Source organism: Bradyrhizobium sp. SZCCHNS1022 (genome assembly GCF_032484835.1).
In the GTDB taxonomy this organism is placed as follows: domain Bacteria; phylum Pseudomonadota; class Alphaproteobacteria; order Rhizobiales; family Xanthobacteraceae; genus Bradyrhizobium.
Genome location: NZ_JAUETT010000006.1, coordinates 182241 through 208632, shown reverse-complemented (window position 1 = coordinate 208632; position 26392 = coordinate 182241). Strand labels below are relative to the sequence as shown.

The following is a 26392-nucleotide window of genomic DNA, read 5'->3' as shown; positions in this document are numbered from 1 at the left end:
CAGGGAGGTGTTCGCCGTGACGATGATGACCGATGTCATGGTCCGTGACGTGCCAAGATCCGAACCGAGCAGATGGTCGCCTTATCTCGTCGGTGCAGGGATCGGCGTGTTGAGCTGGGTCGCTTTTGCCGTGTTCGGTGATCCGCTGGGCGTCACGACCGCTTATTCTCGCGTGGCATCGCTGTTTGCGCTTCCGGTGTTGGGGCCTGATGCCGTGGCGGCCAACAGCTATTGGAAAGCAATGCCGCTCAAATGGGATTATGGCGTCTGGTTCCTGGTCGGCATTCCGCTCGGCGCTTTCCTGGCCGCAATCGTCTCGGGTACCTGGCGGCTGGAACTGGTTCCGGAGGTCTGGAAGGAGCGGTTCGGCCCGTCAGTCTTCAAGCGCTTCGTCGCAGCGTTTTTCGGCGGCATTGTCATCATGTATGGCGCGCGGCTGGCCGGCGGCTGCACCAGTGGCCACGGCATCTCCGGCGGGCTTCAGCTTGCCGTGTCGAGCTGGCTGTTCTTGGCTGTGATGTTCGCGACCGGCCTGTTGGTGTCGCGCCTCATGTTTCGCAAATCGTGAAAGGGATCAGGTCATGACCTCGATGATGAGCATTGCCGGCCCGCTTCTGATGGGCGCCGTGTTCGGATATCTGCTGCAACTGGGCAAGGTCACAAGCTGCAACGTGATCGAGAACCAGTTCCGGCTGCGTGACTTCACCGTGCTGAAAGTGATGGGCACGGCAATCGTGGTCGGCGGCGTCGGTGTGCTGCTGCTGGTCGATACCGGCAATACCAAATACTATGTCAAGGACGCCAATATGCTGGCGGTTGCGCTGGGTGCCGCGTTGTTCGGCATCGGCATGGTCGTCTATGGCTATTGCCCCGGAACGGCTCTCGGCGCGATTGCCAGCGGCAGCGTGCACGCCGCCGTCGGCGCGTTCGGCATGATCGTCGGCGCCGTTCTCTATGCGCTCAGCTTCGACTGGGTGAAGGCGCATGTCCTCAACGTCTGGACGCTTGGCAAGGTGCGGTTGCCCGACATCACCGGCGTGCCCGACGCGGCCTGGTTCGTCCTTCTCGCGATCGGCGCCGGCGCGTTCTTCTTCTGGGTCGAGTCGTCGGAAGCCAAGCGGGCGCGTCGCTAGAGCGACCCCGGGAGGGGCGCAATGCAGTCAGATCATGGAGAGACCAACGATGTTGTCCGGATTATTGAGCAAGCTGACGGGATCAGCCAGCGTCCCGGCGATCGAGCACGATGAATTGGTTCGCGCGCATCAGGAGCGTAGCTGCGTCATTGTCGATGTGCGCGAGCCGCACGAGTTCAAAAGCGGGCACATTCCGGGCGCCGTCAATCATCCGCTGTCGCAGTTCGACCCGGCAAGCCTTGCCAAAGACCTTGCCGAGGACAAGCCGGTCGTCCTGATCTGCCAGGCGGGCGGCCGCTCGGCCACGGCATTGCGCCGCGCACTCGCTGCAGGCGTCGAGGGGGTGCGACACTACGCCGGCGGCATGAGCGGCTGGCGCGCGCGGGGCGGTCCGGTCGCTTAGCGCGGCGTCACCCGGGGCGGCTTGGCCATGGGCCGGCGAACTCGCCGGCGAACTCCTGGCGGCGTTCGACACTTCCGCGGGCGGTCGCGCTGCCGCCCAGGCCAGTCGAGGCGGCGCAGCTGAAGGCCCCAAGCTAGGCTGTCAGCGGACCTCTTGTCGTAGGACCGGGCTCTCCCGCCAAGTCGTACGGAGCTTCGCATCAGGCAACTGACGTGCCTGTGACGTTGAGGGGCGACGCAGAGCTATTGCGCGCTGCTAGAGCACATTGATCGGGACCTTCAAAAAGGTCTTGCCGCTGGCATCCGGTGGGGGCAGGTGCCCGGCGCGGATGTTGATCTGAAGCGAGGGAATGATCAGGCGCGGCATGCCGAGCGTCTTGTCGCGCGCCTCGCGCATGGCGACGAACGCGTCTTCGCTGACGCCGTCGCGGGCGTGGATGTTGTGCAGCCGTTCTTCGCCGACGGTCGTTTCCCAGCGAACCGCCCGGCCGTCGGGCGCATAGTCGTGGCACATGAACAGCCGGGTGCCGTGAGGCAGGGTTTCTAGGATCTTACGGATCGATCGGTATAGCGTGCGCGCATCGCCGCCGGGAAAATCCGCGCGTGCCGTCCCGCCGTCCGGCATGAACAGGGTGTCGCCGACGAAGGCGGCATCCCCGATGACGTGTGTAGCGCAGGCCGGCGTGTGTCCAGGCGTGTGCATCACGAATGCCGTCGTCTTGCCGATGGCGTAGGTATCGCCGTCCTTGAACAGCCGGTCGAACTGGCTGCCATCGCGGCGAAACTCCGTGCCCTCGTTGAACACCTTGCCGAACGTCTTCTGCACCGTCAGGATATGTTCGCCGATCCCGATCCGCCCGCCGAGCTTGCTTTGAATATAGGGCGCCGCCGAAAGATGATCGGCATGGGCGTGGGTCTCAATCAGCCATTCGAGCTGAAGCCCGTTCAACTTCACGTAATCGATCAGAACGTCCGCGGATCTCGTGCCGATGCGAGCGGCCGCATAGTCGATATCCATGACAGGATCGATGATCGCGCACGACGACGAGGATGGGTCCTTCACGACGTAGCTGATCGTGTTGGTCTCCGGATCGAAAAATCCTGCCACTTTCGGCTGGACGCTGATGTCGATGGGATAGGGCATGGCTGCTCCAGGGCTAGGGCAAGGAAGGCGTCGCGGCTCGTCCGCGTCGCCTTCCTCCGGGCGGCCCAATCATCTAGCGGATTTGGCTCCGCAAGTGTTGATGCCGAGCATCGCGTAGGGCGGGCACCAACCGATCAGCGCCGTTCCGAGCGGGATCAATCCCAGCAGTCCCCACAATGTCTTGGGGCCGACGAATACAAGGCTCAGGACCGCCAGTCCAACCACGAGCCGGATCAGCCGATCCGTCTTGCCGACATTCTGTGTCATCGAGGTGCTCCCCTTGGCTTTGCGATGATGACCGAAAGAGTAGGGCAGGGCGCGCCGGACGTATGTAACTAAGTCACCGAGCGGCGAGCGTCGGATTGGGACGGACCATATCAGCTGTGTTGCGCGAGCCGCGTGAGCGCTGCCCGGTCGACAATATCGACTGTCCCGCGCGACACTTTGAGCCAGCCTCGGCGGGCGAATTCGTTGAGCTGCCGGCTGATGACCTCCCGCGCGCTGCCGAGCTCGTTGGCAAGGTCCTGGTGCGTTGCGTTGATGTGTCCCTTCGGGCCGGAAAGCTCGACCAGCTTCTGCGCCAGTCTGACGTCGATGCGCGCGAAGGCGACTTCCTCGATGACGCGAAACAGGTTGGTGACGCGGCGACTGAAGGCGGTAAAGACGAACTGGCGGAATTCCCGCGAACTGGCGATCAATTGGTCGAACAACGCGCGCGGGATCGCAACCGCCCGGACCTTGGTTTCGGCTATTCCTTCGGCTTGGTATTCCTCGTAGCCCATCAGGCAGGCCGTGGTCAGCGCGCAGCTCTCGCCGGCCTGGACGCGGTAAAGCACGATCTCGCGGCCCGACTCCGATGTCTGCTGAACGCGAATCGTTCCTTCGAGCAGGAGCAGGAAAGACTCCGGGGCCTGGCCGGGCCCGAAGATCCGGCTGTCTTCGGGCAGCTCGACGATCAGGCTCGTGTCACGCAGTTGGACGAAGACGTCGCGCGGCAACTGCCGGATCGGCGGGAAGGCGTGCGTCCAGTCCTCGTTCGGCGACATGGCAGGATCCGTGCAAGTGGCAGGCCCACTTGAGGTGGTCTGCCACAGCATCATGAATGCGTCCAGCCGAGGGGGATGGCACGATCAATCGAGACTGTTGCCGCAAGAAGCGCGTCCAGCGCCGACGGAAATGCCTGGCGAAGTGGCCTTGGCGCGCTCGGAGAGATTCGAACTCCCGACCCTCGGAATCGAAATCCGATGCTCTATCCAGCTGAGCTACGAGCGCGTGCTGGGCCTATCGGCCACGGGGCCTCCGGATAGCAGACTTGGCGAGAGAGGGCCAGTGTCCGCTGGCCCTTACGCGCGGATCATTGCGCGGTTATGCCGGGCTACCGGTCGTTGCACGAGATCAGAAGCAGGGATGGCGGGCTCGGTCCTGGCCGACATAGGCGGCCGAGCTCTGATAACAATGGTTCGTCGACGGCCCGTCATAATAAGCGAAGGTTCCGGGTACCTCGCCGGGGCCGTAATTGTGCAGGTAGCTGATCGGATAGGGCAGTCCGAGATAGCTGCGATGACCGTGATGGTGGCGATGGTGGCTGCGCGCTTCTGCCAGCGAGGGGACTAGGCTTGCCGCTGACACAATCAAGGCGGCGGCGAACAGCTTCGACATGCTCATCTCATTTCTCCGGAAACAACGCTAAGGCCCGTTGTCGAACCAATAATCTAGCGCGAACGGGCCGGAAAAGCTGCGCAAAAGCGAATGAGGATTGCCAAAATTTTGGCCTTTTCCGGATGCTTAACCGATTCCTAAGACAGTCCGGCAAAAGTCCTGCAATGTAAGGTGGGGGTAGCGCCCCGCTGACATCCACCGGGGTTCTCTCTTTTGAAGCGCCGCCTCTCGCCTCTGCTGATGCTTTTGCTCGTCGCCGCGACGCCGGCGCGCGCCGACCTGCACATCACGCGCGACCATGGCGGCTATATCGAGGAATACAAGGCCAAATACCAGCACATCCGCGATACCAAGCAGCGCGTCATCATCGACGGTATCTGCAATTCGGCCTGCACCCTGGTGTTCGGCATCGTGCCGATGAACAAGATCTGCGTCACCCCGCGCGCAAGCCTCGGCTTCCACCTGGCCTATTACGACAAGGCCTTCACCTTCGGCATCAAGGTCACCAGCGTTGAGGGGACGTCTGAATTGATGTCCTATTACCCCGACACGGTGAAAGATTGGATCCGCCGCAATGGCGGGCTCACGACCGAGATGAAGAAGATCAAGAACGGGGTCGAACTCTGGAAAATCGTCGATCCCTGTCCCGACGCCTGGTAATGGCATCCCGTCGCCCCCGTCACGCGGCCGCGCGCTTTGCGGGCTGATTGGTTTCGGCCGAGACCAGTAGCACCGGCGCGCTCGAGCGGGCGAGCACGGTTGCAACGATCGCACCGAAATCCAGCGTCTCGCCTTGCAGGCGGTCGACGCCCAGCACAACCAAGTCTGCATTGATCGTAGCGGCTTCCTCCAGGATCGCTTCGTCCGGCGCAGTGTTGCCACGGGCGGATGTCGTCGCGCTCAACCGATAGTGTTCGGCGGCGATTGTGGCGTCCGCCAGCACCTGCCGCGCGCGTTGCTGTTCGCCGTCGGATCCGGCGCAGCTCGCGCCGTTGCCGCTCGTCGTGGAGATGTAGAGCAGATGCAGGCGCGCGCGATTCGTGCGGGCAATCGCAATCGCGACTTCGGCGCCACGGCGCGCTACGCTGCGCCCGGAGACCGGCACCAGAATGCGCCCGTCGTGCGGCGGAAGCTCAGCGCCCCCCTTGGCCAGCACGAGGGCCAGCGGCCCCTCGAAGCCAGCGGCGAGCTCTTGTACGGCCGGGCTGAACCCGCCCTCGGGGGACAAGACGCGCTCGATCCCGACGATCATAAGGTCAAAGCCCTTGCGGGCCTCGTCCTCCACAGCTTCGCGTAACGTGGTCTCACGCGCGCGCGTCGTCACATCGACAGCGCCCTGCGTTCCGCTCTCGCTCGCGCCTTGCTTCGCAGCATCCTTGACAGCTGCTTCCGAATTGCCGGTGGGGGCCGAGCTCGAGGCATGCGCGCGCTCGTTGACCTTGAGCACTGTGATCGGCCGTGCCTCCGGTCCGGCCAGAAGCCCCGCGATCTGCGCCGCGAGGCGGGCACTCGCGCTATCATCCACCGCTAGCAACAGCCGTTCGAGATTGCTGACAAAGCTCTTGTCTTCGAACTCCTCGCGCTCCAGCCGGTCTTTCTCGTCCTGTCGTGGCGGCAAGCGCGCCAGCGCGGCGCGCAGCATTGGCGGCATTGCCAACGTGGTCAAGATCGCCATGATCACGATCATCGAGAACATGGTCTGGCTGAGAACCCCGATCGAGAGGCCGATCGAGGCGATGATCACCTCGGTCGAACCGCGTGCATTCATGCCGCTGGCGAGCGCCAGCGACTCCTTGCGGTCGAGCCCGCCAATGGCACCGCCAACCAGCGCGCCGGCAAATTTGCCGAAGCTTGCGATCACGATCAGGCCGGCCGTGAAGAGCAGCAATTCGGGCATGCGCAACTGCGTGAGATCGGTTTCGAGACCTGCCAAGCCGAAGAATACCGGCGTGAACAGGCTCGTGATCAGGCCGCGCAGACGTTCGTCGATCTGCCGGGTCAGGATCGGAGATTCGCCGACCAGCACGCCGGTGACGAACGCCCCGAGCACCGTGTGAACCCCGATCAGATGGGTGATCAGTGCCATCGCGCTCATCAGGAGCAGGATCACGGTGACGACCGGTGATGAACTCACCAGGTGGTCATTGGCAAGCCTGATCAGCAGGAAGACCAGCCGCCGTCCGACGGTAAAGCTTAGAGCCAGAAACAGCAGTGTGCCGAGCACAGCCTGGCCGATCGAGCGCAGATCCAATGTGTCGTGCGCGGCGATGCTGAAGATCATCGCAATGATGATCCAGCCGATCGTGTCGTCGATGATCGCAGACGCCACGATGATCTGGCCGACGTTACGGCGCATGAAGTTCATCTCGCGCACGACCACAGCAACGATCTTGACCGAAGAGATCGAGAGCGCCGTGCCGAGGAACAGCGAGGCAACGAGCCGGGCCTCGGGCTGGGGCAACAGGCTCGCAGGCATCACCTCGCCAAGCGCAAAGCCGCAGGCGAACGGAACCGCAATCCCGAACAGGGAGATGGTCATCGCGGGGCGGCCGACCTTGCGCACCAGCTTGAGGTCGATCTCCATGCCTGTGAGCAGCAAAAGCAACAGGATGCCGAACTGGGCGAGGCCCTCGATCATCGCCTTCTGCGCCGGCGCATGCGGGAAGATCGCAGCCTGCGCCGAAGGCCAGATCCAGCCGAACACGGAGGGGCCGAGCAGAAGGCCGGCGAGCAGTTCTCCGATCACCGAGGGCTGGCCGATGCGCTGCATCACCTCGCCGAGCCCGCGGCCGATCCCGATCAGCAGGGCGACCTGGACGAGCAACAGGAACTCCGAGCCACGCTCGGCACCGCCGACCTCGGCATGCGCGGCCGGCGCGATCAGAACGACGGCGAACCCACCCCACACAATCGTTCGGAGCCTGCGGCCCATCGCATCCTCCGCGTTCACGACCGGTATTGTCGGTCGCAGCGGGCTAAGCGTGGTCGTACGGAGAAGTTCCAGCCCTCGCGCCGGTGGCCGGCGCGAGCAGGGCGGTATCGATCGAGCTCGCGACGGCGCGGAGCTCAAAACGAAACAATCCAGCACCAGACTGTCCCTCATCGGGCACTGGATTGTTTCGCGACAGCCAATCTCTGAGCGCCAAATGCGCTCTCGGATCGGTCTTGATCTCAGCGCTTGGCCTTCTTGGTCTTCTTCTTGCTGGCCTTCTTGGCCGTCTTGGCGGAACTCTTCGCGCTCTTCTTGGCGGCTTTCTTGACCGTCTTTTTCGCCGCCTTCTTGCCGGTCTTCTTGGCAGACTTCTTGGTCGCGACCTTCTTGGCCTTGGCGGCCCGCTTCGGCGCGGCCTGCTTCGGTGCGGCTGGTTTGGCAGCCTTCTTGGTCGCGCGTCCGACCTTGGCGACCACGGTCGTCACCGCTTCTTTCGCGGTGTCGGCCGCAGTGCTGATCGCATTCGTCGCTTGTTCGATGAGAGGCGTATCGTCCATATCGGTCCCCCGATGTGTTGAAACGCATGAACGATAGCTGGATTCTCGGACCTGTCAAAGCGAAGCGCAACTAATCAGCTCCGGCGAAGCGTTGCGTGGGCTGCGAGGGCGCGTTCCCGCGCTCGCTTGTGGTCGACGATCGGGGCCGGATAGGTTCGGCCGAGTTCGATGCCGGCGCCGGCAAGCTCGAGCGGGGGCGCGGTCCAGGGCTGATGGATGAGCGGTGCGGGGAGGCGCGCCAACTCGGGCACCCAGCGCCGGACGTAGGCGCCGTCGGGATCGAACTTCTCGCCCTGCAACACCGGGTTGAACACCCGGAAATAGGGGGCGGCGTCGGCGCCGCAACCTGCAACCCATTGCCAGCCGGCGGGATTGCTGGCGGGGTCCGCATCCACCAGCGTGTCCCAGAACCATCGTTCGCCGGCCCGCCAGTCGATGAGCAGATGCTTGACGAGGAACGAGGCGACCACCATCCGCACGCGGTTATGCATGGTTCCGGTGTGCCAGAGCTGGCGCATGCCGGCATCCACGATCGGATAGCCGGTCTGACCACGCTGCCAGGCGGCCAGCGCTCGGCCGTCGTCACGCCAGGGGAAATCGTCGAACGATCGCTGCAGGTTGCGCCTCGCGAGGTCGGGGTTGTCATAGAGCAGCTGGCGGCTGAACTCGCGCCAGCCGAGTTCGCTGAGAAACTTGTCGATCCCAGCCGAGCGAGCCGGCTGTTCGGCCGCGGCAAAGCGCGCGGCGTGCCAGACCTGCCGCGGACTGATTTCGCCGAACCGCAGATGCGGCGACAAATGTGAGGTCGCATCGAGATCCGGACGGTCGCGATCGGCGGCATAGGTCTGCACGGACTGCGCGAGGAACGCGGCGAGCTTTGTCCGCGCGGCTTGCTCGCCGACGTGCCAGGTTGCGCGCAGCCCACCGGCCCAGTCGGGCCTGGTTGGCTCGAGCCGGAAGTCGTCGATGGCAAGGCTCGTCAATCCTGCAACCGAGCGAAAAGAATGGGGCGCCGGCAGGGGATGCGGCGGGTCGCCCATCGCCTGCACGCGTCTCCAAAACGGGGTGAACACGCGCGGTCCGCGGCCATCCTTACCCCGCAGCACGGCGGGGTCGACCAGAAGATCGTCGGGAAAGCTCTCGCTTTCGATGCCAAGGGCGGCCACTGTCTCTGCGACCTCGGTTGCCACGGCTTGCTGCTGCGCCTGCGCGACATCGTTCCAGAACACGGCTGCCGCATTGGTCTCAGATGCGAGCGTGCGCAACACCTCGGCCGCCGCACCACGCCGCAGGACGAGGTCGGCCCCAGCGGCACGCAGACTTGCCTGCAGCGATTGCAGCGATTGCGCCAGCCACCAGCGCGTCGCGCCGCCCAGCGGGCGTAAGCCTGGACTCTCCTCGTCGAAGACATAGACGCAGATGACCGGCGCTCCGGTGCCGACGGCTGTGTGGAGGGCAGGGTGGTCCGATAGGCGGAGGCTCTCGCGGAACCACAAAATAATAGGACGCACCGGCATCTTAGGTGTCCTTCTACCGCGTGAGGGGCCCGAGTCCGTAATTCTCCGTGCCGGAAATAACGGGATCGAAACGAAATACGGGCAAGATGCGAACCGGTTGCAATTCCCAAAAAAGGTCGAATCCGTTGTCCGTCAAGCTCAAGCTGGGCACGAAGGCGCTTGTCGGCGCCGCCCTCGTCATCGCGCTCAACACCGCGCTCGTCATCGGCGCGGCCTATTGGTCGCTGACCTCCGACTTCGACGAGCGCGCCAAGAAAGATATCGAGGGCAATCTGCGCACCCTGGCGCTGACCTTTGCCGAGTCGTTCAAGGACGCCAAGGTGAGCTTGCAGGACGGCTCGGTCGTCCGCATCGAGATTCCGGCGTTTCCCGAACTCAAGGATCACGCCATCGTCGACCGCGCCGTCTCCTATGCCGGCGGCAACGCAACCTTGTTCGTCTACGACGATGCGAGCGGGCAGTTCGTGCGGCGTTCGACCAATGTGAAGAAGGAGAACGGCGAGCGCGCGGTCGGTACCCAGCTGGCATCCGATCATCCAGGGCAGGCCGCCCTGCGGCGCGGTGAAGCCTACAAGGGCCCGGCGACGCTGTTCGGGAAAACCTTCATGACGGCCTATTTTCCGCTCACCAATCCGGCCGGGAAGGTGATCGGCATCCTCTATGTCGGCGTGCCCATGGCCGAGCTCGACGCCATGCTGACGCAGGCGATGCGGACCATGATGATCGCAGCCGCCATCGCGGCGCTGCTCGTGCTCGGGCTCACCGTGGTGGTCGTACGCCGCCTCACCAAGCCGCTGTCCTCGGTGACCGCCGCGCTGACCGGCATTGCCGAAGGCCGTGACGACATCGCGATCGATTGCGATGACCGCGGCGACGAGATCGGCGAGATCGCGCGGACCTTGGCGGTGTTCCGCAGCGCCTCGAGCGAGCGGCAGCGGCTGCGCGAAGAGCAGGCGGCTGCGGCCACTGCCGCCGCGGAGCAGCGCCGGGCCGAACTGCGGCGGTTCGTGGATGGCTTCCAGGCCAGTGTCGGCGGCATCATCGAGCATGTGATGCGCGCGTCCGGCGAATTCGAGCAGGTCGCACAGCAGCTGACGCAGACCGCGCGCAGCACGGCGGAATTGTCCGGCCGGTCGGCGGGCGCATCGGAAGCGGCTTCCGAACACGTCCGCTCCGCGGCTGCGGCCTCTGAGGAGCTGTCCGGCGCGATCGGCGAGATCACCCGGCGCGTGGTGGAATCGACCTCGATCGCCGCCGAGGCGGTCAAGCAGGCCGTGGCCACCGACCAGCGTATCAAGGAGCTGTCGGAAGCCGGCAACCGCATCGGCGACGTCGTCAAGCTGATCACGACCATTGCCGAGCAGACCAACCTTTTGGCGCTGAACGCCACCATCGAGGCGGCGCGAGCGGGCGACGCGGGCCGCGGCTTCGCCGTGGTGGCCCAGGAAGTGAAGACCCTGGCGGGACAGACTGCCAAGGCCACGGAAGAGATCTCCAGCCAGATCGCCAACATGCAGCTGGTGACGCAGGAATCGGTCGAAGCCATCAAGGCGATCGGCCAGACCATCGAACGGATCAGCGAGATCGCCACCTCGATCTCGTCCGCCGTCGAGCAGCAGCGTGCGGCGACGCAAAACATCACCCAGAGCGTCCGCTCGGCCGCGAGCGGCACGAGCGAGGTCGTCAGCAACATCCGCAACGCGGCGCGCGGGGCGGATGAGACCGGCGAAAGCTCGCGCCGGATGTTCGCGTCCGCTCAGGCGCTGTCGGGCGAGAGCCTGCGCCTGAAGCAGGAGGTCGAAAACTTCCTGAACGGCATGCGCGCGGCATAACGCCGGCGCGAGGCCGTTCACTCAGTCCCTCCATCCATAGATCGTCCCGGCCTCGCCGGCCGAGACGAGTCCGCTTTCGACATCTTCGCGCACGGCCTCCGCCGTGCGGGCCTTGGGATCGCCGATGCCGGCGCCTCCGGGCGTCAGCACCACCAGCCGGTCGTCCGGCGGAATGGTCTGAAAACCTTTGCCGCGCAGCTTCTTTCCGCTCTTGAGGCCGACATAGCCGGCCTCGCCGTCACGGCCGCCGTCGCGGCCGCGCGGTGGATGATCGATGCGGTCGAAGGCGGCGAGAATGTCGAACGGCGCATCGACGCCGCTCGCCACCTCGATGATCTGGCCGAGCCCTCCGCGGGTGCGGCCGGCGCCGCCGGAATCCGGCCGCAGCTCCTTGCGCCAGAAGATCAGGGGCGTCTGCGTCTCCGCGATCTCGACCGGCGTGCCGCGCACGCCGCTGGGATAGGCCGTTGCCGACAGCCCGTCCTTGCCAAAGCGGGCACCCGTGCCGCCGTTCGAGGTCACCACCATCGAGAACCCGTAATTGCCGCCGGCGCCCGAGCGGGTCTGGCCGCGCACGTTGAGATTCCACAGGCAGGAGGTGCCTTCGGCCGGCACCCGTTCGGGGATGATCTGGCGCAGGCAGCCGAACACGACGTCCGGCAGCATCTGGCCGATCACATGGCGCGAGGCGACCGGCGCCGGCTTCGGCGCGTTGAGGATCGCGCCCGACGGCGCCGAGACCGTGAGCGGCGCCAGCGAGCCGGCGTTGTTCGGGATCTGCGAGGCGACCACGCAGCCGAGCCCGAAGACCGTGTAGGCGGTGGTGTAGGCGAGCGGCACGTTGATGCCGAACTTCGAGGCTGTCGAGGTGCCGTCGAAATCGACATGGACGCCATCTTCGGAGATGGTCAGTGCGGCCTTGAGCGTGACCGGAGCATCGTAGCCGTCCACGATCATTTCATTGCGCCAGGTGCCCTTCGGCAGCTTGGCGATCTCGGCGAGCACGGCCTCGCGCGAGCGATCGCAGATGTAGTCGCCGAGCTGATCGAGGCTTTCGATCCCGAACTCCTCCATCATCTCGACCAGACGCTGACAGCCGACGTCGTTGCAGCCGGCCAGCGAATAGGTGTCGCCCTCGGTATCGATCGGCAGCCGCGTATTGCTGCGGATCATCGCCATCAGGGTCTCGTTGACGGTGCCCTGATCGATCAGCTTCAGCATTGGGATATAAAGACCCTCCATGAAGACGTCGGTAGCATCGGGGCCGAAGCCGATGCCGCCGATATCCATCAGATGGCTGGTGCAGGAGAACAGTGCGACGACCTTGCCGTCCTTGAAGCAGGGCGTGGTGACGACGAAGTCGTTGAGATGGCCGGTGCCCATCCAGGGATCGTTGGTGATGTAGGCGTCGCCCGGCTTCATCGTGTGCAGCGGAAAATGCGCGATGAAGTGCTTCACCGACTCCGCCATCGAATTGACGTGGCCCGGCGTGCCGGTGACGGCCTGTGCCAGCATGCGGCCCTGAAGGTCGAACACGCCGGCCGACAGATCGCCGCATTCGCGCACGATCGGGCTGAAGGCCGTGCGCAAGAGCACCTGCGCCTGCTCCTCGACCACGGCGATCAGCCGGTGCCACATGATCTGGAGGTTGATCAGGCTCGTTCCAACAGTATCGCTCATGGTCAGGCTGCCTTCCGTTCCATGACGATGCTGCCGGCACCGTCGATATGGGCGTCGAAGCTCATCGACACGAAGGTCGAGGTTTCGTCTTCCGCGATGACGGCGGGGCCCGAGATGGTCGCACCCGGCGCCATGTCTTCGCGACGATACAGCGGAATCTCGACCACGCGGCCGGCGCGGCCGTCGAAGAACTTGCGGTAGCCGGAGGCTTTGCCGGCCGGCTTGCGCGCCATCTCCGACACCTTGGCGGGATTGCGCGGTTCGGTCGTCACCAGCACCGACCAGCTCAGCACCTCGATCGCCGCATTCGGGATCGCGCGCTCGAACAACGCCGCGTAATCCGTCTCGAACGACTGCCGAAGGACAGGGAGGTCGATCGCGGTGAGCGGCCGGTTCGGCAACTCGACCGTGATCTCATGACCCTGGCCGACATAGCGCATGAAAGCGGCGCGCCGCTCCCGCACGGGCGCGCCGGCTGCGCCAGGCTCGACCAGGGCGCGAGCTTCGCGCGCCATTTCGGCGAGCAGCTCGGAGACCGTCTTGGTATCGAAATCCTCGAGCCGGACGTGACGGCTGCGCACCAGCTCATAGGCGATGGGGGCTGCAAGAAAGCCGACGGCCGAGCCGACGCCGGCATTGGACGGCACGATGACCTTGGCGACGCCGATCTTCTCGGCGACGCGCGCCGCGTGCAGCGGCGCCGCGCCGCCGAACGCGATCAGCGTATGCTGGCCGACGATGGCGCCGCGCTCGACCGCGTGCACGCGCGCGGCACTGGCCATGTTCTCGCACACGACCTCGTGCACGGCGTAGGCCGCGGTTTCCGCCGACAGTCCCAGCGGTTCACCGATGTCGCGGAGCAGGGCCTGTTTCGACAGCTCGGGAGCGAGTTTGATGGTGCCGCCGGCGAAGGCGTCGGGATCGATCATGCCGAGCGCCACGTCGGCGTCGGTCACCGCGGGGCGCTGGCCGCCACGGGCGTAGCAGGCGGGGCCGGGCTCCGACGACGCGCTCTCGGGGCCGACGGTGACACGCTTGAGCGCATCGATATGCGCGATCGAACCGCCGCCGGCGCCGATCTCGACCATCTCGATCACCGGGATGCGCACGGGCAGGCCGGAGCCCTTGAGGAAGCGCGCGGCGCGATCGACCTCGAAGACCCGCGAGCTCTCCGGTGCGAAGTTCTCGATCAGGCAGATCTTGGCAGTGGTGCCGCCCATGTCGAAGGACAGCACCTTCTCCTCGCCGAGCCTTGCCGCGATCTGCGCTGCGAAGATCGCGCCGCCGGCCGGGCCGGACTCGACCAAGCGTACCGGAAAGCGCCGCGCGGTGTCGATCGAGGTGACGCCGCCGCCTGATGTCACGAGATAGATCGCGCCGCGGAACTGCTCGATTTGGAGTGCCTCTTCCATGCGTGCGAGATAGCTGTCCATCAACGGCTGCACATAGGCGTTCGCCACCGCCGTGGAGGTGCGCTCATATTCCCGGATTTCGGGACAGACCTCCGAGGACAGCGTCACGGCGACGCCGGGCAGCTCTTCCCGAAGGATGGCGCCGGCGCGCCGTTCATGCTCGGGATTGGCATAGGCATGCAGGAACGCGAAGGCGACGCTCTCGACGTTCAGTTCGCGCAATTGCGGCACGAGCGCGCGCACGGCGGTCTCGTCGAGCGGCAGCCTGATTTCGCCATGTGCATCGATGCGTTCCGGCACGGTGAAGCGCAGGCTGCGCGGCACCAGCGGCTTGGGCTTGTCGATGGTGAGGTCGTATTGATCGTAGCGGCTCTCAGTTCCGATATCCAGAACATCGCGAAAGCCTTGGGTGGCGATCAGCGCGGTCTTGGCGCCGCGGCGCTCGATGATGGCGTTGGTCGCAAGCGTGGTGCCGTGAACGAAGACATCGATGTCGCAGATATGGGCATGCGCGTCGGCAAGAATGAGACGCGTGCCGTCCAGCACCGCTTGTTCGGGCCGCGTGGGCGTGGTCAGCACCTTGCGCGTCCTGCGCTGCTTGCCCACGTCCAAGACGATATCGGTGAACGTGCCTCCGATATCGACGGCCAGCCGCACTTCGGCGCCCTCAAGCATTCCAAAACCTCCGCATCGCAATCGACCCAGTTCGGCTGCAGTTTGAGCAAGTTCTATGCCTTGATGCCAGGGCGGCAAATGCAGGGGACCATTGCGGACAAGAGGCCGCGCCTTCGCTTTCTCGCGATGCATTCGGCACCCGAGTTTTGCGAGGCGACACCCTCGAAATCGAGAGGGTGCAGGGAATGCCGGGTGAAGGCCTCACCCATGGCCCGCCTGCGAAAGAAAAGCAGGCGGCAGTTACCACAGGTGCAGCCGATCAACCGGCATTCCCTGCGCGATGGCTTACGGCTTATACGCGCTCTCCTCGGGGACCGGCTTTCTTGCCCCCGTCCGCGTGATGCGAAAGCATCATCGCGTCGCGACAACGCTCAGAAGCGTTGCGCAGGCGCCAGCACCGGGGCGCCAGGACCACACGACTTCACCGTGCGCACCGGGGTGTTCGTCGGCATGATGAGATCATGCTGCAACCCGCTGCGCCCACCGCATCCCGCCTCGACGTTCGTGACGACGCGCGTACGTCCCTCTGCATGAGGCAGGATGCGCGGAAAGATCGTCCTGATTTGCCCGACGCCGCAAGCGTAGCCACGTGCGACAGAGTGGCACGACAGGCAGTTCGTGCATGCCGCGCACGCGGGAATTGCTCGTCGGGCAGTGTGAGGGATTCGCGTGCGAGTCGTGCGCCGGATTTCAACGCGCGTTAACCGGCGCCGTCCAGGCGTCGGCGTCAACGATGATCGGCTTTCCTCGCCACTCCTGTACGCCTCACGACGACGCGTTCGTCTGCCGCAGGCGTTCGCGATAGGCCCGCGTCTTCATGCGATTGCCGCACAGGTCGGACATGCACCAGCGGCGCGTCGAAGGTTTCGACCGGTCGTAGAACACCCTTCGGCATTCGTCCGAGGCGCACATTTTCAGCCGATCGAGCGTGCCGCGAACGTTTCCGTCGTGGAGTTCGATCGCAATGGTGGACAGGCCGGCCAGCGCATCCTTGCGCATGCCGCTCAGCACTGTCCCGCCTTCTTCACGCATCTCAACATGTAACGGAAACCCCGCGAGCGCCGCGGTCAGCGCTTCGCTGACTGCCCTGTCGCTGCGCCGTCCGGCGGGCTCGCATTGCAGATAGTCCCGTAACGCCTGTCGCAATTGCAGCGCCTCATCGAACAGCGCGGACGTGATCCTGGCGGGGGCAGGCATGAGCGCGCGCTCGGCCAGCCAACGCGCCAGATCGGCCGGCGTGGCAAGTTCATCGGCCTGCGGATGCTGCACACCGAAACGCGTGAAGTGGCGCAGGTCGAGGGAGTTGGCGAAGTCGTAGACATTCGCCAGCTCGTCCGGAACCTTGAATTTGCGTGATTGCCGGGACATCGACACCAGTAAAGCAGCTTTAGCTGTTGACGGCAACAGAATCCGGTATAATAGTTTTAGTGGTGTTGTAACGCTCGAGGTTCCCATGCAAATCGAAACCGCGCTGCGTCCCCGCATCTTCTACGGCTGGTTCGTCGTCGCCGGGGCCTTTGCCGTGACCTTCGTCGGCTTCGGCTGCGCCTATACGTTCAGCGCCTTCCTGGAGCCGCTGCAACGCGAGTTCGGCGCATCGCGTGGCTCGACGTCGCTCGTGTTCTCGCTTGCCGGATTCCTTTATTTCGCGCTTGGCGTGATCAGCGGGCCCCTGGCGGACCGGTTCGGTGCGCGCCCGCTGGCGGTCGCCGGCATGCTGCTGATCGCGGCCGGACTTGCGGCGGCGAGCCGCGCGCATGGCCTTATCGAAGTCCATCTGGCCTATGGGCTCGGCGTGGGCCTTGGTGTCGGTGCCGCCTATGTTCCCGCCGTCGGCGCCGTGCAGCGCTGGTTTGTCCGCCGACGCGGCTTCGCCTCGGGTCTTGCCGTGAGCGGGATCGGCCTTGGCAATCTCCTCATGCCGCCCTTGGCATCGCAATTGATCGGCGGGTTCGGTTGGCGCAGCGCCTATGTCGTGCTCGCGGCGATCGCGCTGATCATGGGTGGCGGGCTCTCGCTGTTGATCGAGAACGATCCGCGCGACCGTGGAGCCGCGCCGGACGGCGATGCACCTGCGCCATGGCGTGTGGCCTCCAGGAGCGAAGGCGTCGCGGTCGTCGATGCGATCCGGTCGCCGCGGTTTCTTGCGTTGTACGCTTCATGCCTGATCTGCTCGTTCGGCGTGTTCGTGCCGTTCGTTCATCTCGTGCCCTACGCCAGGGACCATGGCGTGAAGGCCGAAACGGCGGTGCTGCTTCTCGGCATGATCGGCGTGGGGAGCACCGCAGGCCGGTTCTGCCTCGGCGGGATCGCCGATCGGCTAGGCCGGGAGCGCGCATTGCTGATGATGTTGATTGGGATGGCGCTGGCGACGGCGATCTGGGCCGTCTCCACCGACGCCGCCTCACTGGCCGTCTTCGCCGTCATCTATGGCGTGTTCTATGGCGGGTGGGTGGCTGTGCTGCCGCCGGTGGTAATGGACTCGTTCGGCGGCCGCAATGTCAGCGGTATCATCGGTGTGCTCTACACCAGCGTTGCCTTCGGGACACTGATCGGGCCGACAGCCGTCGGCTTCGCTTACGACGTGAGCCACAGCTACACGCTGGCCATTCTGCTCAGCGCCGCGGCCAGTTTCGCCGCGGCCGCGATCGTCGGCGTCCTCTGCACCAACGCCGCGTTCCGGCGCTAAACGCTGAGCGATGGCAGCCAGATCAGGCTCGCGACCCCGACCAGCGCGATCGCGCCGCTGCGCGTGACGAGGTCGGGATGGCCAAGACGGCGAACGCCGCGTCCAAGCGTTGCACCGAGCGCGAGCCATGCCGCTCCTGCGGTGACGATCTGGACTGCCAGCACCACCAGCCACGGCAACAGAGCGGGCAACTCCAGCTGGAGCGGCAGCAGGACGAAGGCGAAGACGATCGCCTTCGGGTTCAACAGCGTGGTGAGCAGGACATGGCGGAACGTCACGGCACGAGCTGCGCTCAGCTCACCCGCGCGGTGGCGCCAGAGCATCCCGGCCAAGCCGAGGATATAGATCGTGAGCGCCGCGCGAAGAACCAGGCCGATCAGCGGAATCTCGGCCACGACCGGGCTGACGACGACGCGGAGCAGCGCGATGGCCGCGAGATAGCCGCAGACTTCCGCCGCCAGCAAATGCAGCGAGCGAGAGATGCCGGCGCCCGCGCCCGACGTGGCGAGCAGCGTATTGGTCGGCCCGGGCACGGCCAGCAGGGAGTAGGCGGCGATGAAGAAGGTCAGGAAACTCATGCGCGCATCTAACCGGATGCGGGGCGCAGGACTTTGATCTCCGTCATTCCGGTCCCGCGGAGAGGCATGGTGATTTCGCTCCGCTTGGCGTAAAGCAGCCGAATCAAACGAGGTTTTCGGTCAATTGTCATTCCCCGCCACAAGTCCGCCGCTCGCCCGAGCTCTGGCCGAGCGCAGTTACGAGCATCCGACCCCCGTCCAGCTTGCGGTGCTTGCGGACGAGGCGGTCGACCGCGACCTTCTCGTCTCGGCGCAGACCGGCTCCGGCAAGACCGTGGCCTATGGCCTGGCGATCGCGAACAACCTGCTGGGCGAGGCCGAGCGGTTCGAGCGCGCGGCCGCGCCGCTGGCGCTGATCGTGGCGCCGACGCGCGAGCTCGCCTTGCAGGTCCAGCGCGAGCTCGCGTGGCTCTATCAACATGCCGATGCGCGTGTCGTCTCCTGCGTCGGCGGCATGGATCCGCGCCGCGAACAGCGCGAGCTCGAGGCGGGCGCCCACATCGTCGTCGGCACCCCCGGCCGATTATGCGACCATCTGCGGCGCGGCCGTCTCGACGTGTCGGAATTGAAGGCGGTCGTGCTCGACGAGGCCGACGAGATGCTCAATCTCGGTTTTCGCGAGGATATGGAATTCATCCTCGAGACCACGCCGGAGACGCGCCGGACCTTGCTGTTCTCGGCAACCTTTCCGCGCGGCATCGTGGCGCTGGCCAAGCAATATCAGCAGCACGCATTCCGGATCGAGGTCGCGGGCGACGAAGGCGGGCACGCCGATATCGAGTACCGTGCCATCCGTATTGCGCCTGGCGATGTCGAGCACGCGGTGGTCAACGTGCTGCGTTTCTACGAATCGCCGAGCGCGATCGTGTTCTGCAATACGCGCGAGGCGGTCAGGCATTTGCAGGCTGCGCTGCTGGAGCGCGGCTTTTCCGTCGTCGCCCTGTCGGGCGAACTGACGCAGAACGAGCGGACCAACGCCCTGCAATCGCTGCGCGACGGGCGGTCGCGCGTGTGCGTGGCGACCGACGTGGCGGCGCGCGGTATCGACCTTGCGAACCTCGATCTCGTCATCCATGCGGAGCTCCCGAACGATCCGGAGGTCATGCAGCATCGCTCGGGTCGCACCGGCCGCGCGGGGCGCAAGGGTGTCAGCGTCCTGCTGGTGCCGCCCGCACGGCGGCGGCGGGCGGAATTGCTGTTGAATCTGGCCGGCATCGATGCCGTCTGGGGCGCGGCGCCGCAGGCGGACGAGATCCGCAGGCTCGATCAGGAGCGCATGCTGCAGGATTCGATCTTCACCGAGGAGACGACGCCGGACGATCTGACGCTCGCACAGGCCTTGCTCGCGGAGCGCTCGCCCGAGGACATTGCCGCGGCGCTGGCGCGGCTCTATCGCGCCCGGCTTCCCGCGCCCGAGGATATTCTCGATCCGGGCCAGGATGGCGGCCGTCCTCGCAGCGATCGCGGTCGCGACGCCGTCAGGCCGGCGCGGGATGACGATCGCGTACCGGCTCCCCGATCGAAAACGGGAAAGCCGTCGCCGCGTCATGGCATGGGCGAGCCGAGCGTCTGGTTCCGGGCTGCCATCGGACGCAAGAAGAATGCGGAAGCGCGCTGGCTGCTGCCGATGATCTGCCGTCGCGGCGGTATCGACAAGCAGGACATCGGCACCATCCGCATCATGGACACCACGACCGAGTTCGAGATTTCCGAGCGCGTCGCGGACGCCTTTGCCGCCAACATCCGCCGTCCGGACAAGGAGGACAACATTCGGATAGAGCCGCTGGCCGGCCCGCCATCAGGGCAGGCGCGGTCGGACAAGCGGCCGCACGGGCGCGAAGCGGAGGCCGCCGACCAGCGTGCACCGCGACGCGAGGATGCTCGCGGGGGGACGGCGTCCAAGGAACGCAGCAAGCCGCAGCGGGACAGCCGATCGAAATCCGGCAATGAGCCGACTTTCGCGAAGAAAAAGAAACACGGCAACAAGTCCAATCACACTGGGCAAACGTTTCCGGTGAGCAGCTCACGGGGAAGGACGCCAGGCGGAAAGAAGGCGACGAACAAACGTCGCCGCTGATTTGTGCCGAGTGCTCCGCTTCCCAAGTTCGCATCATATTGCCGCATGTGGAGCAGGGCATGAGCCGGTATGCCGTTCTTTATCTGTCGACGCTCGCCGTGTTGCTCGGGCTCGATCTGCCGTTCCTCGGGCTGGTCGCCAAGGGCTTCTTCCAGTCGCAGGTCGGCGACATGCTGGGCGAGATCAGGCTCGCGCCTGCGGTGCTGTTCTATGTGCTCTATGTCGCGGGCGTCGTCATCTTCGTCAGCGGGCAGGGGGACGCGAGCTGGCGGTCCACCTTGCTCTACGGTGGGCTGTTCGGGCTGTTCTGTTACGCGACCTTCGAGCTGACATCGCTCGCGATGCTCAGGCACTGGACCTGGCCGGTGGCGCTGCTCGACATGAGCTGGGGTGTCGCGCTCACCGCGGTCGCGGCGACCGCGGGCCTCTTGATCGCGGATTGGGCCACGCCGCGCGGATAGTTCAAACTCGTTCGGGGACGCGACGAAGTCGCGACCCCGGACTCTCGAGATCCGGGGTTCGCCTCTGCCCGCACAAAATGGCTTTGCCATTTTGTCGCGTCCGGCGCCCCCGGGACGACGTTGGCGAACTTCGTTCGCCGCCGTCACGTAGGGGCACTTGGGCTTAGTTGGGCTTACTTGGGCTGCGGCACGATGCGCAGGTAAGGCTTCGGCGCCTTCCAGCCGTTCGGATAGATGGTCTTGGCCTCGTCGTCCGACACCGAGCCTGCGATGATCACGTCCTCGCCCTGCTTCCAGTCGGACGGCGTGGCGACGCGGTGCTTGGCGGTGAGCTGCAGCGAGTCGACGACGCGGAGAATTTCCTGGAAGTTGCGGCCCGTGGTCATCGGGTAGACCAGGATCAGCTTGATCTTCTTGTCCGGGCCGATGATGAAGACGTTGCGGACGGTCTGGTTATCGGCCGCGGTGCGCTTGCTCGCATCGCCGGACACCGCCGCAGGGAGCATGTTGTAGAGCTTGGAGACGTTGTAATCGGTGTCGCCGATCATCGGATAGTTCGGCGCGGCACCCTGCGTCTCGCGGATGTCCTCCGACCATTTGGTGTGGTTTTCGACCGGATCGACCGACAGACCGATCAGCTTGACGCCGCGCTTGTCGAACTCCGGCTTCAGCCTGGCGAGCGCGCCGAGCTCGGTCGTGCAGACCGGGGTGAAGTCCTTGGGGTGCGAGAACAGCAGCGCCCAGCTGTCGCCGATCCAGTCGTGAAACTTGATGCGTCCTTCGGTGGTGTTGGCCTCGAAATCCGGGGCCACGGAGCCAATCTGCAGTGCCATAGTCGACCTCACGTCATTGCGGGTAAATTCTTTCTCCGCACTATAAGAAACGGCCGGCGCGAAGGGAACCTCCGGTTAAAAAAGAGAAGCTAATTCTCTGCATCCGCAAAAGCACAACAACTTCTTTTGAGTTCCCGGGCTGCGACGAAACATCCGTGAGAGGACCGGCCGCCCCGATTTTGCCATGTCTGGAGACCACCACGCCGGCCCCCGGGAGCCGGGCGAACCCTGACCGGGGTCACTGCGACATATCGGCAACCGGGCCGAAAACCCACCGCGGAGTTTACAGCCGTTAACCACCCGTTCAGACCAAGACCGACATGGTGGGTCTAACCAGCAACTGAGAAGCGAAAATGTCTGCCTCTGCAATGAAGGACGTCGAGACAGCCGACGTCCTTGAGCCATCCTGTTGTCAAAGCGCAGCCTCGGCGCTCGAAATCGTGCGCGACGGCGTCATCACGGGCGAAGGCCCGACCACGAGCGGCCGGGTGCATTTCTCCCGCGTGCTCGACGCCGATGACGTGGCCTGGTGCGCGCGCATCCTGACCTCTGCCCCCGTCGACGACATCCCGGTGAGCCGCGCCGAAGCCGAGGTGCTGTTCGCCATCGACGAGGCCGCGACCGAGCGCAACGACCAGGGGCGCTTCGAGGACCTGCTTGCCAAGGCGATCGCGCATCACGCGGCCTCGAGCTCCGGCCTGCCGGTGCCGCCGCGCCATGTCGCGCTGTCGCCGGACACCGCGATCGAGAGCTGGGCGCCGGCCAACGCGCGCGGCGTCAAGACCGACGTATTGGAATGGGTGGCGCGCCAGATGCGCGGCAAGCGCCCGGGCAACAAGGCGCTGATGGCGATGGTGGCGACCTTCGTCGGCGTCACCGTGCTGCCGCTCGCCAAGCTGCCGTCGATGATCGATATCGGAATGTGAGGACATCCCGATATCGCTGAGTTTGTCTTGAGAGCGGCGGGGTTATTTCCCCGCCGTTTTCTGTTTGGCGCTCTCGGCATCGAGGCCGACGGTGCGGCCGGGGAAGCCGGCGGCATCGAAATAGCGCTGGCTGCCGACCCGCTGCAGCTTCAGCACGGTGCGCAGGCCACCCTCGGCACGGTCCGAGCGGATAGTGTCGGAGACCGCCTTCGGCGTCTGGCCGTTCGGCATCGCTTCCGTCATCACCCGGCCCACCAGCTTGCCGTTCGGCTTGGCCTTCAGGTCCATCAGCCTCGCCGCGGTGGCGCCGACATCGGCGTTGCTGACGGGCAGGGGATCGGCAAAGCTTGCCTTGAAGTCCGGTCCGATGGCGGCCATGAAGTTCATGGTGTCGCCGCGGCCGAATGAGCCGTGCATGCCCTGGCCTTGACGCAGCACGGTGTCGGCGACCTCGACCGAGCAGTTGGTCGGCTCGTTGCAGCCCGCCACGTAGGAGCGGAAGTTGACCACGATGGCGGGGACAGGCGTCACCGCCTTGCCCTTCAGGTTGATCTGCGACAGCGGCAGCGTGCCCGGAATCTCGCCGAGGCTGTCGTCGACGAACAGGCCGGACACGTAATCCTGCGCGAGCAGCGCCTTGACCGTGCGGCGGGCGAGCTTCTTGTCCTTGGTCGGCAGATAGATCAGGTCCGAGCCGCCATTGGTGGCGACCACCAGCTCAGGCTTTTCCGGATCCTTGCCGAGCAGGCCGTTGCCGGCCTTCGGGTGGCTGCCGTCCTTCACGGCTGCGTTCTTGTCGTTGGGATCGAACAGCGGCAGGTCGAGCGCCTTGGCGAGGTCGAGCGCCAAAAAGCCCATCGGCAGGAAATCCTTCGGCGTATCGTCGTAGGCGACCTTGGCCGAGGGGCTGGTCTTGCTTTCCTTGGAGATGGTCGAGAAACCGTGGTCGGCCGAGACGATGATGTTGGTCGAGGAGGCGAGCCCCAAATCGTCGAGCGCCTTGCGCAGCTGAGCCAGGTTGTCGTCGGCATTCTTGATGCTGGCCATCGTGGTCGGGCCATTGATGCCGGGGGTGACGGTGTTGAGGCTGTCGCCCTGATTATGCTGGCTGCCGTCCGGGTCGCGCGACCAGAACACCAGCACGAACGGCTTGTTGCGGGCCTTGAACATCGGCAGCACCACCTTGGTGGCGACATCGGCGAAATAGGCCTGCTGGGTGGTATTGGCCGAGGTCGTGCCGGGCGTCTTGGCATCGCCCGCCTTGCCGTTGTCGCCGCGCGAGGGCGCAGCCAAAGCGAGGTTGGCCTTGGTCAGCGCATCCTTCACCGCGTCGGACAGGGGAACGCCGGCCTTGCCGCCGGTGGAATCGTCGACCACGATCGAGTGGGTGGCGCCCTTGCACGGACAATCGGTGTGGTCGAACAGGTAGGTCGGGCCGACCTTGCCGATCGCCGCGGTCGAGTAGCCGGCCTTGCGGGCGAGCTTCAGGATCGTCTCCTCGTCGAGATAATCGTCCTGGAAATGCTCGTCGACGTCGCCCAGCACCGCATCGTTTTCGAGGAACGGCACCACCGTGTCGCCGGCCGGCTTGGAGACATAGCCGGTCCAGATCGTGTTGGAGAAGGTGCCGGTATCGCCGAGATAATGGCCGGTTGCCATCGCCGAGCTGTTGGCCATGGTGAAGGTCGGGAACATCGAATGCGGGTTCTTGAAATTGACGCCCTTGTCGCGGATCGCGGCCATGGCCGGCGCGGTCTCCGGCGTCACCTTCAGGGCGCGCAATCCATCGGGAATGAACAGGATCAGGTTATGGGGCGTGGCATTCTCCGCGGACGCCGCGCCGGCCGACAGCAGGGTCAGTCCGGCGCATAGCAGCACGAGCGAGCGGCGCATCAAAAACTCCTAAAAGCGAAAAGCGGAATCGCGACCTTCGGTCGCACAGAAGGGGTTTAGTTTTGCTGCATGACAGAATTGTTGCAAGCGGCCGCGTTTGCCGGAGCCGCGTCCGAAATTCGGAAAGGGCGAATTTGCGAGGCTTGCGGGTTCTGCCAGGAACCAGGGTCTTGCTGCGCGGTTGTCGCTCACAACAACAAGGAGCACACCATGCCTGCAGACAAGGACCTCAACGAACTCTTCCTCGATACCCTTAAGGACATTTACTACGCCGAGAAGCAGATCTTGAAGACGCTGCCGAAGATGGCCAAGGCGGCGCAGTCGGAGAAGCTGCAGCAGGCCTTCCAGAATCACCATGACGAGACCGAAGGCCAGATCGAACGCCTGGAGCAGATCTTCGAGCTTCTCGGCAAGCCCGCGCGCGGCAAGAAGTGCGACGCGATCGAGGGCATCATCGACGAGGGCAAGGAGATCATGGACGAGTACAAGGGCACCAGTGCGCTCGATGCCGGCCTGCTCGCTGCGGCTCAGGCCGTCGAGCACTACGAGATCTCCCGCTATGGCACCCTGAAGTCGTGGGCCACCAAGATGGATCTGAAGCAGGCGATCAAGCTGCTCGACCAGACCCTCGCGGAGGAGAAGAAGACCGACGAGCTCTTGACCAAGGTCGCCGAGAGCGAGGTCAACTACGAGGCCGCTGCTTAGAGCCTGCTCGGCTCGCCTCACCACATCGCCGCCGCCAGCGCTGCCAGCAGCGCCGGCGGCGTTGCTATGAGCCCCACCTTAAGGAACTGCCAGGCGCTGACGTCGATCTTCTCGCGCCGCAGCGCCGTCAGCCACAGGATGGTGGCGAGCGAGCCGGTGACGGAGAGATTGGGCCCGAGATCGACCCCGATCAGGATGGCGCTGACGACCTCGCGCGGCAGATGATCGCTGGCCGCCACCGAGCCCGCGACCAGGCCAACCGGAAGATTGTTGGCGATATTGTCCGCGATCGACGTGATGAAGCCCGCCGCCCAGGCCGTGCCGGCCGGCGATCGCGCCACGCCCTGATGCAGCCAGGCACTGAGCTGCCCGATCGTGCCGATCCGTCCCAGCGCCTCCACCATTACGAACAGGCCTGCGACCAGCGGCAGCACGCCCCAGGACACGCCTTTGATGATCGGCCAGGGCGATTGCCGGCTGATCAGCAGGATCGCGGTGGCGGTGACGATACCGCAGATGAAGGTCGGCAATCCCAGCTGGACGTCGAGCGCCGATGCCGTGAGCAGCACCACAGCGATGGCGAGAATCCCGAGCGCCGCCAGCCGGCCCTCGTGGCTGAGATGCGGCTTCTCCACGTCGGCCCGGATCGTCTCTTGCTTCAGCGGGCGGCGCTGCGTCAGCCACAGCGCGGCATAGGTCAGGGCGATTGCAGCGATCGAGGGCAGGGTGAACTGGCGCAACCAGTCCACCAGGTGCGGCATGCGCGTGCCGAACACCACGAGATTGGCAGGGTTGGAGATCGGCAGCACGAAGCTCGCGGCATTGGCGATGAAGGCGCAGACGAAGAGATAAGGCAGCGGCGAGGCCCCCGCGGCGCGCGTCGCGGCATAGACGGCGGGCGTCAGAACGATCGCGGTGGCATCGTTGGACAGCAGCACGGTGACCAGCGTGCCAACCGCGTAGACCAGGAGGAACAGCCGCTGCGGCGAGCCGCGCGCGTGCTCGACCGCATAGGCCGCGAGATAGTCGAACAGGCCCTCGCGGCGGGCGAGCTCGGCGATCAGCATCATCCCGATCAGGAACAGGTAGACGTCGACGCCCTTGCGGATGCCGGCAAGCGCATCGGTCGCCGGCAAGAGGCCGAATCCGACCAGTGCGATCGCGCCGGCGACGGCCCAGATCGCCTCCGGCCAGCGAAACGGGCGGATGATCACGCCGGCAGTGGCGGGAACGATGATGCTCCAGGCGAGCAGAGTGTCTTGCGGGGGCATGGTCAAAGGATGTGCT

24 protein-coding genes and 1 tRNA gene are annotated in these 26392 nt (G+C 65.2%); 10 read left to right on the top strand and 15 right to left on the bottom strand.

Going from position 1 to position 26392, the window contains the following annotated elements:
- Nucleotides 1-25: 25 nt before the first annotated feature.
- The 3 genes from QX071_RS29030 to QX071_RS29020 are packed head-to-tail and all read left to right on the top strand — an operon-like array spanning nt 26 to nt 1536.
- Nucleotides 26-568 carry a YeeE/YedE thiosulfate transporter family protein gene (locus tag QX071_RS29030; protein ID WP_315705949.1) on the top strand — a complete coding sequence of 181 codons (543 nt, stop codon included), beginning with the start codon at nt 26-28 and terminating at the stop codon, nt 566-568.
- 13 nt (nt 569-581) lie between these two features.
- On the top strand, nt 582-1133 hold the full coding sequence (locus tag QX071_RS29025; RefSeq protein ID WP_315705728.1) for a YeeE/YedE thiosulfate transporter family protein: 552 nt from the start codon (nt 582-584) through the stop codon (nt 1131-1133).
- 49 nt (nt 1134-1182) lie between these two features.
- Nucleotides 1183-1536 carry a rhodanese-like domain-containing protein gene (locus QX071_RS29020; protein WP_315705729.1) on the top strand — a complete coding sequence of 118 codons (354 nt, stop codon included), beginning with the start codon at nt 1183-1185 and terminating at the stop codon, nt 1534-1536.
- Between the two features lie 255 nt (nt 1537-1791).
- On the opposite strand, the gene QX071_RS29015 is transcribed toward QX071_RS29020, so the two are convergent.
- The 5 genes from QX071_RS29015 to QX071_RS28995 form a co-directional block, all read right to left on the bottom strand.
- A complete protein-coding gene (locus QX071_RS29015; protein ID WP_315705730.1) occupies nt 1792-2679 on the bottom strand; it encodes an MBL fold metallo-hydrolase in 888 nt (295 codons plus the stop codon).
- Between the two features lie 69 nt (nt 2680-2748).
- The gene (locus QX071_RS29010) at nt 2749-2946 is read right to left on the bottom strand and encodes a DUF2892 domain-containing protein (RefSeq protein ID WP_315705731.1); all 198 of its coding nucleotides are present in this window, start codon (nt 2944-2946) and stop codon (nt 2749-2751) included.
- Nucleotides 2947-3056: 110 nt separating this feature from the next.
- Entirely contained in the window at nt 3057-3725 is a 669-nt protein-coding gene (locus tag QX071_RS29005; protein ID WP_315705732.1) for a Crp/Fnr family transcriptional regulator, read from the bottom strand.
- 149 nt (nt 3726-3874) lie between these two features.
- A tRNA-Arg gene (locus QX071_RS29000) sits at nt 3875-3951 on the bottom strand.
- Between the two features lie 123 nt (nt 3952-4074).
- Complete coding sequence (locus QX071_RS28995) at nt 4075-4344, bottom strand: hypothetical protein (protein WP_315705733.1); 270 nt, start codon at nt 4342-4344, stop codon at nt 4075-4077.
- 234 nt (nt 4345-4578) lie between these two features.
- On the opposite strand from QX071_RS28995, the gene QX071_RS28990 reads away from it, so the two are divergent.
- Complete coding sequence (locus tag QX071_RS28990) at nt 4579-4998, top strand: hypothetical protein (RefSeq protein ID WP_315705734.1); 420 nt, start codon at nt 4579-4581, stop codon at nt 4996-4998.
- A gap of 19 nt (nt 4999-5017) precedes the next feature.
- Here QX071_RS28990 and QX071_RS28985 read toward each other — a convergent pair whose 3' ends face one another.
- From QX071_RS28985 to QX071_RS28975, 3 genes are all read right to left on the bottom strand, one after another.
- Entirely contained in the window at nt 5018-7270 is a 2253-nt protein-coding gene (locus QX071_RS28985) for a cation:proton antiporter (protein ID WP_315705735.1), read from the bottom strand.
- Between the two features lie 239 nt (nt 7271-7509).
- The gene (locus tag QX071_RS28980) at nt 7510-7827 is read right to left on the bottom strand and encodes a histone (RefSeq protein ID WP_315705736.1); all 318 of its coding nucleotides are present in this window, start codon (nt 7825-7827) and stop codon (nt 7510-7512) included.
- Nucleotides 7828-7901: 74 nt separating this feature from the next.
- Entirely contained in the window at nt 7902-9344 is a 1443-nt protein-coding gene (locus QX071_RS28975; protein WP_315705737.1) for a deoxyribodipyrimidine photo-lyase, read from the bottom strand.
- An 86-nt stretch (nt 9345-9430) separates the two neighbouring features.
- On the opposite strand from QX071_RS28975, the gene QX071_RS28970 reads away from it, so the two are divergent.
- Complete coding sequence (locus QX071_RS28970) at nt 9431-11176, top strand: methyl-accepting chemotaxis protein (RefSeq protein ID WP_315705738.1); 1746 nt, start codon at nt 9431-9433, stop codon at nt 11174-11176.
- Between the two features lie 21 nt (nt 11177-11197).
- Here the strand turns inward: QX071_RS28970 and QX071_RS28965 are convergent, their stop codons facing one another.
- From QX071_RS28965 to QX071_RS28955, 3 genes are all read right to left on the bottom strand, one after another.
- Nucleotides 11198-12856: a hydantoinase B/oxoprolinase family protein gene (locus tag QX071_RS28965; protein WP_315705739.1), complete on the bottom strand. Its 1659-nt coding sequence runs from the start codon at nt 12854-12856 to the stop codon at nt 11198-11200.
- 2 nt (nt 12857-12858) lie between these two features.
- Nucleotides 12859-14943, bottom strand: coding sequence for a hydantoinase/oxoprolinase family protein (locus QX071_RS28960; RefSeq protein WP_315705740.1), 2085 nt, complete (start codon nt 14941-14943; stop codon nt 12859-12861).
- 765 nt (nt 14944-15708) lie between these two features.
- Complete coding sequence (locus QX071_RS28955) at nt 15709-16311, bottom strand: CGNR zinc finger domain-containing protein (protein WP_315705741.1); 603 nt, start codon at nt 16309-16311, stop codon at nt 15709-15711.
- Nucleotides 16312-16396: 85 nt separating this feature from the next.
- Between QX071_RS28955 and QX071_RS28950 the strand changes: the two genes are divergently transcribed.
- Nucleotides 16397-17632, top strand: a complete 1236-nt coding sequence (locus QX071_RS28950; RefSeq protein ID WP_315705742.1) for an MFS transporter — start codon at nt 16397-16399, stop codon at nt 17630-17632.
- On the opposite strand, the gene QX071_RS28945 is transcribed toward QX071_RS28950, so the two are convergent.
- Nucleotides 17629-18210: a LysE family transporter gene (locus tag QX071_RS28945; protein WP_315705743.1), complete on the bottom strand. Its 582-nt coding sequence runs from the start codon at nt 18208-18210 to the stop codon at nt 17629-17631. The two genes, QX071_RS28950 and QX071_RS28945, sit on opposite strands and share 4 nt — an antisense overlap.
- Before the next feature lie 124 nt (nt 18211-18334).
- On the opposite strand from QX071_RS28945, the gene QX071_RS28940 reads away from it, so the two are divergent.
- Nucleotides 18335-20287, top strand: coding sequence for a DEAD/DEAH box helicase (locus tag QX071_RS28940; RefSeq protein ID WP_315705744.1), 1953 nt, complete (start codon nt 18335-18337; stop codon nt 20285-20287).
- A 59-nt stretch (nt 20288-20346) separates the two neighbouring features.
- Entirely contained in the window at nt 20347-20748 is a 402-nt protein-coding gene (locus QX071_RS28935; protein WP_315705745.1) for a DUF2177 family protein, read from the top strand.
- A gap of 173 nt (nt 20749-20921) precedes the next feature.
- Here the strand turns inward: QX071_RS28935 and QX071_RS28930 are convergent, their stop codons facing one another.
- Nucleotides 20922-21581, bottom strand: a complete 660-nt coding sequence (locus QX071_RS28930) for a peroxiredoxin (RefSeq protein WP_315705746.1) — start codon at nt 21579-21581, stop codon at nt 20922-20924.
- Nucleotides 21582-21934: 353 nt separating this feature from the next.
- Here QX071_RS28930 and QX071_RS28925 point away from each other — a divergent pair, with 353 nt between their 5' ends.
- Nucleotides 21935-22507, top strand: coding sequence for a hypothetical protein (locus tag QX071_RS28925; RefSeq protein WP_315705747.1), 573 nt, complete (start codon nt 21935-21937; stop codon nt 22505-22507).
- Nucleotides 22508-22549: 42 nt separating this feature from the next.
- Here QX071_RS28925 and QX071_RS28920 read toward each other — a convergent pair whose 3' ends face one another.
- Nucleotides 22550-24400, bottom strand: coding sequence for an alkaline phosphatase family protein (locus QX071_RS28920; RefSeq protein WP_315705748.1), 1851 nt, complete (start codon nt 24398-24400; stop codon nt 22550-22552).
- A gap of 210 nt (nt 24401-24610) precedes the next feature.
- Between QX071_RS28920 and QX071_RS28915 the strand changes: the two genes are divergently transcribed.
- Complete coding sequence (locus QX071_RS28915) at nt 24611-25105, top strand: ferritin-like domain-containing protein (RefSeq protein WP_315705749.1); 495 nt, start codon at nt 24611-24613, stop codon at nt 25103-25105.
- A 17-nt stretch (nt 25106-25122) separates the two neighbouring features.
- On the opposite strand, the gene QX071_RS28910 is transcribed toward QX071_RS28915, so the two are convergent.
- Nucleotides 25123-26376, bottom strand: coding sequence for an arsenic transporter (locus QX071_RS28910; protein WP_315705750.1), 1254 nt, complete (start codon nt 26374-26376; stop codon nt 25123-25125).
- Nucleotides 26377-26392: the final 16 nt, after the last annotated feature.